The organism is Variovorax gracilis, assembly GCF_030317115.1.
GTDB classification, from domain to species: Bacteria; Pseudomonadota; Gammaproteobacteria; order Burkholderiales; family Burkholderiaceae_C; genus Variovorax; species Variovorax gracilis.
Genome location: NZ_JASZYF010000002.1, coordinates 204125 through 216087, shown reverse-complemented (window position 1 = coordinate 216087; position 11963 = coordinate 204125). Strand labels below are relative to the sequence as shown.

At 67.1% G+C, this 11963-nt stretch carries 11 protein-coding genes; 8 read left to right on the top strand and 3 right to left on the bottom strand.

The annotated features are described in order from the left end of the window. Positions 1-160 precede the first annotated feature (160 nt). Genes QTH97_RS06650 through QTH97_RS06625 form a run of 6 tightly spaced genes read left to right on the top strand, consistent with a single transcriptional unit; the run spans position 161 to position 6475 of the window. On the top strand, positions 161-943 hold the full coding sequence (locus QTH97_RS06650; RefSeq protein ID WP_286567304.1) for a citryl-CoA lyase: 783 nt from the start codon (positions 161-163) through the stop codon (positions 941-943). Positions 944-959: 16 nt separating this feature from the next. Then, positions 960-1817 carry an HTD2 family dehydratase gene (locus QTH97_RS06645; protein WP_286567303.1) on the top strand — a complete coding sequence of 286 codons (858 nt, stop codon included), beginning with the start codon at positions 960-962 and terminating at the stop codon, positions 1815-1817. A 31-nt stretch (positions 1818-1848) separates the two neighbouring features. Continuing rightward, positions 1849-3009 carry an acyl-CoA dehydrogenase family protein gene (locus tag QTH97_RS06640; protein ID WP_286567302.1) on the top strand — a complete coding sequence of 387 codons (1161 nt, stop codon included), beginning with the start codon at positions 1849-1851 and terminating at the stop codon, positions 3007-3009. Further along, entirely contained in the window at positions 3009-4199 is a 1191-nt protein-coding gene (locus QTH97_RS06635; protein ID WP_286567301.1) for a CaiB/BaiF CoA transferase family protein, read from the top strand. The genes QTH97_RS06640 and QTH97_RS06635 overlap by 1 nt, the downstream gene beginning before the upstream one ends. 44 nt (positions 4200-4243) lie before the next feature. Further along, the gene (locus tag QTH97_RS06630) at positions 4244-5599 is read left to right on the top strand and encodes an MmgE/PrpD family protein (RefSeq protein ID WP_286567300.1); all 1356 of its coding nucleotides are present in this window, start codon (positions 4244-4246) and stop codon (positions 5597-5599) included. A 12-nt stretch (positions 5600-5611) separates the two neighbouring features. Further along, positions 5612-6475, top strand: coding sequence for an HpcH/HpaI aldolase/citrate lyase family protein (locus QTH97_RS06625; RefSeq protein ID WP_286567299.1), 864 nt, complete (start codon positions 5612-5614; stop codon positions 6473-6475). 122 nt (positions 6476-6597) lie between these two features. Here the strand turns inward: QTH97_RS06625 and QTH97_RS06620 are convergent, their stop codons facing one another. Both QTH97_RS06620 and QTH97_RS06615 read right to left on the bottom strand, forming a co-directional pair. Further along, complete coding sequence (locus QTH97_RS06620) at positions 6598-7485, bottom strand: LysR family transcriptional regulator (RefSeq protein ID WP_286567298.1); 888 nt, start codon at positions 7483-7485, stop codon at positions 6598-6600. Positions 7486-7689: 204 nt separating this feature from the next. Further along, the gene (locus tag QTH97_RS06615; protein WP_286567297.1) at positions 7690-8595 is read right to left on the bottom strand and encodes an SDR family NAD(P)-dependent oxidoreductase; all 906 of its coding nucleotides are present in this window, start codon (positions 8593-8595) and stop codon (positions 7690-7692) included. A gap of 149 nt (positions 8596-8744) precedes the next feature. Here QTH97_RS06615 and QTH97_RS06610 point away from each other — a divergent pair, with 149 nt between their 5' ends. Further along, positions 8745-9374: a LysE family translocator gene (locus QTH97_RS06610; protein ID WP_286567296.1), complete on the top strand. Its 630-nt coding sequence runs from the start codon at positions 8745-8747 to the stop codon at positions 9372-9374. Between the two features lie 161 nt (positions 9375-9535). Continuing rightward, positions 9536-10948: a M20/M25/M40 family metallo-hydrolase gene (locus QTH97_RS06605; RefSeq protein WP_286567295.1), complete on the top strand. Its 1413-nt coding sequence runs from the start codon at positions 9536-9538 to the stop codon at positions 10946-10948. Positions 10949-10990: 42 nt separating this feature from the next. Here QTH97_RS06605 and QTH97_RS06600 read toward each other — a convergent pair whose 3' ends face one another. Then, positions 10991-11911: an alpha/beta fold hydrolase gene (locus tag QTH97_RS06600; protein WP_286567294.1), complete on the bottom strand. Its 921-nt coding sequence runs from the start codon at positions 11909-11911 to the stop codon at positions 10991-10993. Positions 11912-11963 lie beyond the last annotated feature (52 nt).

Below are 11963 nucleotides of genomic sequence, written 5' to 3'. Positions count from 1 at the left end.
GGTCTTGCTTCGTTGCTGTCAGGGCGGAGCGGAGCGTGCCAGAAGGTGTCCCAAGAGGGCATTCGCCTTTGCGGAAGGGAGGGTTCGGCAAACACTGACCCGCAGCGCCGGCAGAGGAATAGATTCGCTTCGTCGCCGTTTTTTCCTCTTCAAGCATCCAATGACCAAGATCAAGAAGTCCCTGCACACCGAACTGGGCCACAGCACGCCCGACAGGATCACCGTGCGCGGGCGCGACCTGCCGTCCGAGATCCTCGGCCACCTCAACCTGGGCGACATGGCCTTTCTCGAACTCACCGGGCGCATCCCGACGCCGCAGGAATCCGTGACCTTCAACGCCATCGTGGTCACCCTCGTCGAGCACGGCATCACGCCCAGTGCGCTGGCCGCCCGCCTCACCTATGCCGGCGCGCCCGAGGCACTGCAAGCGGCCGTCGCGGCCGGCCTCTGCGGTCTGGGAACGGTGTTCGTCGGCAGCACGGAGGGCGCGGCGCGCATGCTGTACGAGGCCATTCCGTTCGGCTCCAAGCCGGAGCGCCCGCTCGCCGACATGGCGCGCGACATCGTGGCCGACTACCGCGCCCGCAAGGAAATCGTGCCGGGGCTCGGCCATCCGCTGCACAAGCCGATCGACCCGCGCACGCCGCGCCTGTTCCAGATTGCTGCCGAGAACGGCCTGTCGAGCCACTACGTCGCGTTGATGCAGGCGGTGCAGGTCGAGGCCGAGCGCGTGTCGGGCAAATCGCTGCCCATCAATGCCACGGGTGCCATCGGGGCCATCGCGGCCGAGTTCGGTTTTCCGTGGCGCATCATCCGCGGCTTCGGGGTGATGGCGCGCGCGATCGGGCTCGTGGGCCACATCCTCGAGGAAATCGACGACCCCATGGCCGTGGAGATCTGGCAGCGCGTCGAGCGCGAAGCCGGCGGCCCGCGCCAGGACTGAGCGAAGGATTGCCGCCATGACAGACACCCTGGACCTCGACCATCTGCGCAGCTGGATCGGCCGCACCGAGACGCGCGACGAGCTGCTGTCGCCCTGGACCGCGAGCGCCATGGCTGCAACCGTGCGGAACGGCGAGCAAGACTGGCAAGCAGGGCAGGCCCTGCCGCCGCTGTGGCACTGGTGCTATTTCCTGCCGACGGCGCCGCAGAACCAGTTGGGGCCGGACGGCCATCCAGCGCGCGGCGGCTTCCTGCCGCCGGTGCCGCTGCCGCGGCGCATGTGGGCGGGCAGCCAGTTCCAGTTCTTCGCGCCGCTGCAAGTCGCCACGCCTGCGACCAAGACCTCGCGCGTGGCGGACGTCAGCCTGAAGCAGGGCAAGGGCGGTGCGCTCGTGTTCGTGAAGGTGCAGCACGAAGTGCATGCCGGCGGCACGCTGCTGCTGCGCGAGGGCCACGACATCGTTTACCGCGAAGCGCCGAAGGCCGGCGAGTCCGCACCGCCGCAGACCCCGCCGGCCGATCCGGCGTGGTCCATCGAGCACCGGCCCGATGCGCCGCTGCTGTTCCGCTATTCGGCGCTGACCTTCAACAGCCATCGCATCCACTACGACTATCCCTACGTGACGCAGGTCGAGGGCTATGACGATCTCATCGTGCACGGCCCGCTGATCGCCACGCTGCTGCTCGAAGCGGCGCAGCAGAACAATCCGGGCCGCGCGGTGCGTTCGTACAGTTTCAAGGCCGTTCGCCCGCTGACCTGCGGCAAATTGCTGCGCGTCTGCGGGCATGCGCCGCAGCACGACGGAACCGTCACGTTGTGGGCCGAGGACGCACAGGGCGCGCTGCTGATGCAAGCGACTGCCGGTCTGGAATGAAGCCAACCCCCATCAACTCCATCACCCTGCCATGAGCGACACCCATCCCCGCCACCATGACATCCGCGACGCCGTGCGCGACCTGTGCGCGCAGTTCCCCAACGAATATTTCCGCAAGGTCGACGAGGCGCGCGCCTATCCGGCCGAGTTCGTCGACGCGCTGACCAAGGCCGGCTGGATGGCCGCGCTGATCCCGCAGGAGTACGGCGGCTCGGGCCTCGGTCTCACCGAGGCCTCGGTGATCATGGAGGAGATCAACCGCGCCGGCGGCAACTCCGGCGCCTGCCATGGGCAGATGTACAACATGGGGACCTTGCTGCGCCACGGTTCCGAGGCGCAGAAGCAGCAGTACTTGCCGAAGATCGCCAGCGGCGACCTGCGCCTGCAGTCCATGGGCGTGACCGAGCCTTCCACCGGCACCGACACCACCAGGATCAAGACCACGGCGGTGAAGAAGGGCGACCGCTACGTCATCAATGGCCAGAAGGTCTGGATCTCGCGCATCCAGCACTCCGACCTGATGATCCTGCTGGGACGCACCACGCCGCTGGCAGACGTGAAGAAGAAGTCCGAGGGCATGTCGATCTTCATCGTCGACCTGCGCGAGGCCATCGGAAACGGGCTCACCGTGCGGCCTATCCTCAACATGGTCAACCACGAGACCAACGAACTGTTCTTCGAGAACCTGGAGATCCCGGCCGAGAACCTCATCGGCGAGGAGGGGCAGGGCTTCAAGTACATCCTCGACGGCCTGAACGCCGAGCGCACGCTGATCGCGGCAGAGTGCATCGGCGACGGCTACTGGTTCATCGACAAGGTCACGGCCTACGCCAAGGAGCGTGTCGTGTTCGGCCGGCCCATCGGCCAGAACCAGGGCGTGCAATTCCCCATCGCCGAGGCCTTCATCGAGATCGAGGCTGCCGACCTCATGCGCTACGAGGCCTGCCGCCGCTTCGATGCGCGCGAGCCCTGCGGCGCGCAGGCCAACATGGCGAAGTACCTCGCGGCCAAGGCCTCGTGGGAAGCGGCCAATGCCTGCCTGCAATTTCACGGCGGCTTCGGCTTCGCGGCCGAATACGACGTGGAGCGCAAGTTCCGCGAGACGCGGCTCTACCAGGTGGCGCCGATCTCGACCAACCTGATCCTGAGCTATGTCGCCGAGCACATGCTCGGGCTGCCAAGGAGCTTCTGATGCGTCCGCTCGAAGGCATTACCGTCGTCACGCTTGAACATGCCATCGCGGCGCCGTTCTGCACGCGCCAGTTGGCCGACCTGGGCGCGCGCGTCATCAAGGTCGAGCGTCCGGGCACCGGCGACTTCGCGCGCGCCTACGACCAGCGCGTGAAGGGCATGGCTTCGCATTTCGTCTGGACCAATCGCTCCAAGGAAAGCCTCACGCTGGACGTGAAGCATCCGCAGGGACAGGACGTGCTCAAGCGCCTCGTCGCCGAGGCCGACGTGCTGGTGCAAAACCTCGCGCCCGGCGCCGCTGCGCGGCTGGGTCTGTCGTACGAGGCGCTGTCGGCGGAGCACGAGGGGCTGATCGTCTGCGACATCTCCGGCTATGGCGATGATGCGGCACAGCCCGGCCCCTATCGCGACAAGAAGGCCTACGACCTGCTGATCCAGAGCGAGTCCGGTTTCCTGTCGGTCACCGGAACGCCCGACGAGATGGCAAAGGCCGGCTGCTCGATCGCCGACATCGCGGCGGGCATGTACGCGTACAGCAACATCCTCGCGGCGCTGCTGCAGCGCGGCAAGACGGGCAAGGGCTGCCGCATCGACGTCTCGATGCTGGAGAGCATGGTCGAGTGGATGAGCTTCCCCATGTATTACGCATTCGAGGGCGCTGCACCGCCGCCGCGAGCAGGGGCCGCGCACGCCACCATCTACCCCTATGGTCCGTTCCCGGCCGGCGACGGCAAGATGGTGATGCTGGGCTTGCAGAACGAGCGCGAGTGGCAAGTCTTCTGCGCCAAGGTGCTGGAGCAGCCTGGGCTGGCAACAGACGCGCGCTTTGCCTCCAATACGCTGCGGACGGCGTCGCGCGACGCACTGCGCGAAATCATCGTCCAGGCCTTCGCGCCCTTCAGCGCGGCGCAAATCATCGAGCGCCTCGACGCGGCCCAGATCGCGAACGCGCAGGCCAACACCATGCAGGACGTGTGGGCGCACCCGCAACTGCGTGCACGCGAACGCTGGACCGAGGTCGGCACCGGCGCGGGCGCGATTCCCGCGCTGTGGCCGCCGGGCATGCCGCGCGAGTGGGATCCGCGAATGGATGCGGTTCCCACGCTGGGGCAGCACACGGACGCGGTCCTGGCCGAGATCGGCTACGACGCGGCAGCGATCTCTGCCCTGCGCGCCGATGGGGCGGTATGAGACGGCCCCGCTCCTTTTTCCTCACTTCTTGATCGACCTTTGCCATGCACAAGCATCCAAGTCAGGCGCTGGCCGCCTTTGCAGCCGACCTCTCGTTCGAGCAGATTCCCGAGCCGGTGATCCGACGCGCCGAGGACCTGATGCTCGACTGGCTCGGCTCCGTGCTCGCTGCGCGCTCGGCGCGGCCGGTGCGCAGCATCCAGCGCTTCGCCGAGATGATGGGGCCGGCCGAAGGGCCGAGCGAAGTGCTGATCTCGCGCGGCACCACGTCGCCGGTCTTCGCTGCGCTCGTGAATGCCGCGGCCTCGCACTACGTGGAGCAGGACGATGTGCACAACGGCTCCGTGTTCCATCCGGCGGCGGTTGTTCTTGCGCCTGCGCTCGCGACCGCGCAGGCGCTGGGTGCGAGCGGTGCTCAACTGCTGACGGCAGTGGTGGCCGGCTATGAGGTCGGCATCCGCGTCGGCGAATTCCTCGGCCGCTCGCATTACCGGACCTTTCACACCACGGCCACCGCAGGCACCCTGGCTGCTGCGGCGGCGGTCGGCCGTCTGCTCGGACTTTCGCCCGATCAGATGCTGCACGCCTTCGGCTCGGCCGGTACGCAGTCGGCGGGCGTGTGGGAGTTCCTGCGCGACGCCGCGGATTCGAAGCAACTGCATTGCGCCCATGCGGCGGCCAGCGGCCTCATGTCGGCCTATCTGGCGCAGGACGGTTTCACCGGCGCGGCGCGCGTGCTCGAAGGCGCGCAGGGCCTGGGCGCAGGCATGTCGACCGATTCCGATCCGGCGCGCCTGACCGACGGCCTGGGCACGCGCTGGGCGCTGGCCGAGACCTCGTTCAAGTTCCATGCGTCCTGCCGCCACACGCACCCCGCCGCGGATGCACTGCTGCAAGTGATGTCGCAAAACGGCCTGAAGGCCGGCGATGTCCAGCGCGTCGTGACGCACGTGCACCAGGGTGCCATCGACGTGCTGGGCCGCGTGGTGGTGCCGGCCACGGTGCACCAGGGCAAGTTCTCCATGGGCACGGTGCTGGGCCTGATCGCGGTGCATGGCCGGGCGGGCCTGACCGAGTTCGACCGCGACTTTCTCGCGCCCGAGGTCGCTGCCTTCCGCGACAAGGTGATGATGGAACTCGACCGAGAGGTCGACGCCGCCTACCCCGCGCGCTGGATCGGCAAGGTCAGCGTGACCACGACCGACGGCCGCACGCTGTCGGGCCGGGTCGACGAGCCCAAGGGCGACCCCGGCAACACCCTGAGCCGTGCGGAGATCGAGGACAAGATGAAGCGGCTGACGCATTACGGCGAGGCTGCCACGGCGCAGGAGGCGCAGGCGCTGTGCCAGCGCATCTGGAGCTTGGCGGGCGAGCCGCGCGTCGGGCGGCTTCTGGGCTGAAGGGTTTCGCCGATGCCGCTCGCTCCGTTACCCGGCCAGGCCGTCGCCCGCAGCCTGCTCTTCGTCCCTGGCCACCAGGGCGGGCGTTTCGACAAGGCCTGCCAGAGCGGCGCGGATGCGGTCGTGCTCGACCTCGAGGACGCCGTGCCGCCCGATCGCAAGGTGGAGGCGCGCGCGCAGATGGTGCAGTGGCTTGCCGGGCGCGAAAGCGGCGGGGGTGCAGGCCCCCTCGTTGGCATTCGCGTCAACGCGGCCGACACGCCGTGGCATGCGGCCGACCTCGCACTGTGCGCCCGGAAGGGTGTCGATGCGCTGATGCTGCCCAAGGCGGAGGATGCTGCCGTGCTGCGCATGATCGCCGCGTCGCTGCCTGGCGTCGCCTTGCTGCCACTGGTCGAAACCGCACGCGGCATCGACAGGCTCGACGAGATCGCGGCGGCGCCCGGCGTGCAGCGCCTGGTGTTCGGCACCATCGATTTCCAGGCCGATCTCGACATCGAAGGCGACGGGCCGGAGCTGCTGTACTTCCGTTCGCGGGTGGTGCTGGCTTCGCGCCTCGCGGGCCTGCAGCCGCCGGTGGATGGGGTGAGCACCGCCATCGACGATCCCGCGCGCATCGAAGCCGATGCACTGCAGGCGAGGCGCTTCGGCTTCGGCGGCAAGCTGTGCATTCATCCGAAGCAGGTGGCAGTCGTCAACCGGGGCTTCTCGCCCACGCCGACGCAGCTCGACTGGGCAAGGCGAGTGATCGACGCCGACGCGGCCAGCGGTGGTGCACCGGTCACGGTCGACGGCAAGATGGTCGATCGACCCGTGGTGCTGAAGGCTCAGGCGGTACTTCGTGCCATGAGACCCGAGCATCCCGAAACCCCGTGACGCTGGAACATCCTCAACTGCCCATCTGGAAAGCGCCGCGAAACCGGCTTCGCCGGGCCGCTGGTGCTGCCCCCGGTAGGGGGGCGGCGGCCACATGAAGTGGGCAAGCCTGGGGGGAGATTTCACCCCCCCAGGTAGTCGAACAGCTCGCGCGCCGAGGCAGGCAACTGATCGCGGTTGCGCGCCACGATCTTGAGTTCGCGTTCGGCCCATGCATCGGCCAGCGGCACGGTAGTGATGCGCAAGGCGCGTGACAGGCGCGCTGCGGAAGAGGCCGGCAGCACGCCGACGCCGACACCTGCTTCGATCATCAGACAGATTGCCTCGAAACTGCCGACCTGGATGCGGGGGCTGTAGCCGTGGCCGGCCAGCTCCGCCTTGCGCAGCAGGAAGCGGTGGATGGCGCTGCCATGGTGCAGGCCCACGTGCTGCTCTTCGAGCGTATCGACGAAGGCCATCGACTCCGCGCCCGCGAAGCGATGCGTTGCGGGAACCACCAGCACCAGATGGTTGCGGCCGAAGGGCCGTGCATCGAAATCCCCGGTGTGCACATCGCCGGCGAGGATGCCGATGTCCGCACCGCCATCGGCCACCGACCGCACGATTTCCTCGCTCAGGTACTCGCGCAGATCGACCTGCACGGCCGGATGCTGCGTGAGAAAGCCGGCCAGCTTCTCCGGCAGGTATTCGGTGATGGAAGTGGTGTTGGCGAACACGCGCACGTGCCCCTTGATGCCCTTGCCGAAGTCCTGCATGTCGATGCGCAGGTGCTCCATCTGCTGCATCACGCGCTTGGCGTGATAGAGCAGCGCTTCGCCCGCCGCGGTGAGGCTCACGCCCTGCGCATTGCGGTGCAGCAACTTCCCGCCGATGGCTTCCTCCATCTGCTTGATACGCGTCGACGCCGCGGCCAGCGAGATGCAGGCCTTGTCCGCGCCACGCGTCAGGCTCCTCGCCTCAGCCACATAGGCAAAGAGCTTCAGGTCGAAAAGGTCGAAATGCAGATTCACGCAAGAAAGGCGCCGACGCGCCGAGCAGTGAGAACAAGACACTCATTGTCCCGCCAATCCCGCCCAAGTCCCCCCGGGGCCACCCCGCACAGCGGGCCGCCATTTCGTGGAACACCGCGGAACCGGCTTCGTCGTCCCGCCGGTGTTGCCCCCGGCAGGGGGTAGGCGGCCACACGAATTGGGCAAGCCTGGGGGCGAGCTCAGCTAGACCGGGTCCCAACTGAAGACGTCGGCCGAACGGTCGAGCGGGTAGAAGCTCGCGCGCATCGCCGGCATCGCATGTTCGGCAATGGTCTGCGGCGTCCAGCCCTCGGAACGATGGATGGAGCGCACGGGGCGCGGCTGGCTGATCAGCGAGATCTCGTTGTTGCGCACCGAGAAGATCTGCCCATTGACTTCCTTCGCCGCATCGCTGGCAAGGTAGACCGCCAGCGGTGCGATCTTCGAAGGCGTCATCTGCTGGATCTTGGCGACGCGCACGCGCTGCTCCTCGGTGTCGGTCGGAATCGCGCCGATCATCCGGCTCCACGCAAAGGGCGCGATGCAGTTGGAGCGCACGTTGAACTTGAGCATGTCCAGAGCGATCGACTTCGACAGCGCCGCGACGCCGAGCTTGGCCGCGGCGTAGTTGGCCTGGCCGAAGTTGCCGATCAGGCCGGAAGTGGAGGTCATGTGCACCATGGCGCCCGAGTTCTGCTCCTTGAAGAAGGTCGCGGCGGCACGGCTGACGAAGTACGAACCGTAGAGGTGCACCTTGATGACCGAGTCCCACTCGTCCACCGACATCTTGTGGAAGAAGCGATCGCGCAGGATGCCGGCGTTGTTGACGATGGCATCGATGCGGCCGAAGTTGTCGACCGCGCACTGCACGATCTTCGCGGCGCTCGCAGCGTCCGCCACGCTGTCGGTGTTGGGGACCGCCTCGCCGCCCAGCGCGTGGATTTCGTCCACCACCTGTTGCGCCGGCCCCGCGTTGTGCCCCTGGCCATCGACCGCGGCGCCGATGTCGTTGACCACCACCCGTGCGCCATGACTGGCCATGGCCAGGGCGATATCGCGCCCGATACCACCGCCTGCGCCGGTGACGAGAACCACTTTTCCTTCAACCATCGGAACACTCCAGATACTTCTGCGGGATCGCCGAAGGAGAATGCCACGGGCTGAACACGCGCGGTTCGGCATTTCGAAAGAGGGGCTTCGGCAGCCGATGCCGGACAATCGCCGGCCGGACGACCAACTCCTGCCACGGGCTTCAACACATGTTCCCCCTAGACATCCTCCTCACTTACCTGGCGGCTTGTCTGCTCGTCGTCCTGGCGCCGGGCCCCGACAACATCCTGGCCATCAGCCGCGGGCTGAGCCAGGGGCGGGCAGCGGCCTGCCTGTCGTCCGCGGGGGCGGGGCTCGGAATCATGTTCCACACGGTCGCCGCGGCACTCGGCCTGTCGTTGGTCATTCAGGCATCGCCCGTGGCGTTCTGGGTGGTGAAGGCCGCCGGCGGGCTGTACCTGCTCTGGCTGGGGTACAGGGCCCTCGCGTCCAGGGACATGATTTCCTTCGTGCCGAGTTCGCATCAGCCCTTGCGCAAGGTGTTCCTCACGGGGCTGCTGTCCAATGTGCTCAATCCGAAGCCGGGGCTTTTCGTTCTGGCCTTCCTGCCGCAGTTCGTGAATGCGGGGCGGGGCTCGGTGACCGTGCAGATGCTCGTCTATGGCGCCATCTTCGCGGTGATGACCGCGGTCATCTTCAGCATCCTGGGGAACTGGGCCTCGAAGCTGTCGCTGTGGCTTCAACGGCATCCGCGTGTGGGGACTGGCCTGAACGTCGGAGCCGGCCTGACCTTCATCGCGTCGGGCCTGTCGGTGCTGGCGCTGAAGCAGCGGGCCTGAAGTCTCGACTGTTCGACGTGACCGACGGGCCGAGTCCCTGCGTCGCGTCCCGCGTCGTTTCTGGGACAGGGTCCATTGCAGGCCGCCTCATATACTGAATCGGGCTTCCGCCGCATGGATGGCGGGGCCTGCATAGCGTTCAATCCGGAGACTGATATCTAATGAATTACAAGCTACGTCATTGCGCCGCGGCAGCCCTGCTGTGTGCCGCTCCCTGGGCTGGTGCCCAAACGCCCGCTCAGATGCCGCCGCTGACGCCCGAGCAACAGCGCTTCCACGACATCTACAAGGAACTCGTCGAGATCAACACGACCCATCTGACGGGCAACAACACCGAGGCTGCGCAGGCCATGCGCAAGCACTTGCTGGATGCGGGCTTCAAGGCGGACGAAATCCAGCTCTTCGAGCCTTACCCCAACAAGGGCAATCTGGTCGTTCGCTTCAAGGGCACGGGTGGAAAGAAGCCGCTGCTGCTGCTGGCCCACATCGACGTCGTCGAGGCTCGCCGCGCGGATTGGAAGACCGATCCGTTCAAGCTCAAGGAAGACGACGGCTATTTCACCGCTCGCGGTGCGTCGGACGACAAGGCCATGGCAGCTTCGTTCGTTTCGATCTTCAGCCAGCTCAAGCGCGAGGGCTTCAAGCCCACCCGCGATATCGTGCTCGCGCTCACGGCTGACGAGGAGCTTGGCGACGTGCCCACCAATGGCGCCTTCTGGCTGGTGAACAACCAGCGCGCACTGCTCGATGCGGAGTTCGGCATCAATGAGGGCGGTGGCGGCCAGCTCAACAACGGCAAGCCCGTGCTGCACCGGGTGCAGGTGGCCGAGAAGATGTACACCACCTACAAGCTCGAAGTGCGCGACGTCGGCGGCCACAGCTCGTTGCCCACGCCCGCCAATCCCATCTACGAGCTCAGCGCGGCACTGGACCGACTCGGTGCGTTCCGCTTCCCCGTGAAGCTGGCCGACGTCACGCGCAGCTACTTCGAGAAAAGCGCCCAGTTCGAAACTGGCCAGATGGCCGAGGACATGCGCGCCGTCGCGTCAGGAAAGCCGGATGAGGCCGCGACCGATCGCCTGTCGCGCTCGGCGCTCTACAACGCCACGCTGCGCACCACCTGCGTCGCGACGCAGATCACGGCCGGCCATGCGGAGAACGCGCTGCCGCAGTCGGCCAAGGCGACGGTGAACTGCCGCATCCTGCCGCACGACGATCCCGCCGAGGTCGATGCCACGCTGCGCAAGGTGCTGGGGGGCAGTCGCATCAAGATGGAAGCGAGCAACCCGCCGCTGAAGAGTCCGCCGTCGCCGCTGCGCGCCGACGTGCTGGGCGTGGTCGATTCCCTCACGCAGCAGATGTGGCCCGGCATCCCGGTCGTCCCGACGATGAGCACCGGCGCCACCGACAGCCGCTTCATGCGCAACCTCGGTATCCCGATGTATGGCGTTTCCGGCATCTTCTCGGAGCCCAGCGACGCGCGCGCGCACGGCCTCGATGAGCGGGTCGCGATCCCGCGGCTCTATGACGGCCGCGAATTCATGTACCGGATGGTCAAGCAGCTTTCGCAGTAGGCGACAGCCCGGGGGCCTCCGGCATGTTCGCCGCACCCCCGATCAGCTCGCTCCGCCCAGGAACCCGCGCACCATCTTCACGGTCGCCTGCGGGTTCTCTTCCATGATCCAGTGGCCCGAGGCGGGGATCACGCCCTCGGTGACGTTGTCGGCGGCGGCGCGCATCACGACCGCCATGGTGGGGCCGAAGGACTTCTCGCCGCCGATTGCCATCACGGGCACGGTCAGCTTTCCTTTCTCCGCCAGGAAGGCCTTGTTGTCGACCGCATCCTGATCGAAGGCCGCGAACTGCGCGAAGCCCGAGCGCATGGCACCGGGTCTGGCGTAGAGCTTGGCGTAGTGCCGGCGCGAGGCCTCGTCGAAGTTCTTCGGATTGGCGGAGAACTCGTTCCAGAAGCGATCGAGGTAGATGCGCTCTCGGCCGGCCACCAGGCGCTCCATGTCGGGGCCGCCGAAGCGGAAGTGCCAGAGCAGCGGGTTCTTGAGAATCTCCTCCCACGGGCCGACACCCGGCACGGGGGCGTCGATCAGCACGAAGCGCCCGACGCGGTCGCGGTACTGCGCGGCGAAGGCGAATCCGACCATGTTTCCGATGTCGTGCGTGACGAGGTCGGTCTTGTCGATCTTGAGCGCGTCGAGCACCTGCGCGATGTCTGCGGCCTGGGTCTTCTTGTCGAACCCGCCGGCCGGATGGGCCGACAGGCCCATGCCGCGCAGGTCCGGCACGACGACGGTGTGGTCCTTCATGAGGTCGGCGGCCATCAGCGCCCACATGTCGCCCGTCTCGCCGTAGCCATGGATCAGGGTCACCGCTGGCCCCTTGCCGCCGGAGCGGACATGCAGCCTGGTGCCGTTGACTGCGATTTCCTGGGTCTTGAAGGTCGAAGGGAACGGCGGCACCTGGGCCTGGGCCGCACCGGCAATGAGGGCGGCTGCGAGCCATCCCAAGAGAGACTTGAACACGGTTGCTCCTCGGTTGTGCGCGTGATGCGCCGGGCCGTTTGGGCGGCGAAAG

What these genes read in the sequence shown, in the direction of transcription:
- QTH97_RS06635 (WP_286567301.1), top strand. Translation starts at nt 3,009, where the DNA reads ATGCGTCCGCTCGAAGGCATTACCGTCGTCACGCTTGAACATGCCATC.
- QTH97_RS06615 (WP_286567297.1), bottom strand. Translation starts at nt 8,595, where the DNA reads ATGGTTGAAGGAAAAGTGGTTCTCGTCACCGGCGCAGGCGGTGGTATC.
- QTH97_RS06650 (WP_286567304.1), top strand. Translation starts at nt 161, where the DNA reads ATGACCAAGATCAAGAAGTCCCTGCACACCGAACTGGGCCACAGCACG.
- QTH97_RS06640 (WP_286567302.1), top strand. Translation starts at nt 1,849, where the DNA reads ATGAGCGACACCCATCCCCGCCACCATGACATCCGCGACGCCGTGCGC.
- QTH97_RS06645 (WP_286567303.1), top strand. Translation starts at nt 960, where the DNA reads ATGACAGACACCCTGGACCTCGACCATCTGCGCAGCTGGATCGGCCGC.
- QTH97_RS06630 (WP_286567300.1), top strand. Translation starts at nt 4,244, where the DNA reads ATGCACAAGCATCCAAGTCAGGCGCTGGCCGCCTTTGCAGCCGACCTC.
- QTH97_RS06605 (WP_286567295.1), top strand. Translation starts at nt 9,536, where the DNA reads ATGAATTACAAGCTACGTCATTGCGCCGCGGCAGCCCTGCTGTGTGCC.
- QTH97_RS06625 (WP_286567299.1), top strand. Translation starts at nt 5,612, where the DNA reads ATGCCGCTCGCTCCGTTACCCGGCCAGGCCGTCGCCCGCAGCCTGCTC.
- QTH97_RS06610 (WP_286567296.1), top strand. Translation starts at nt 8,745, where the DNA reads ATGTTCCCCCTAGACATCCTCCTCACTTACCTGGCGGCTTGTCTGCTC.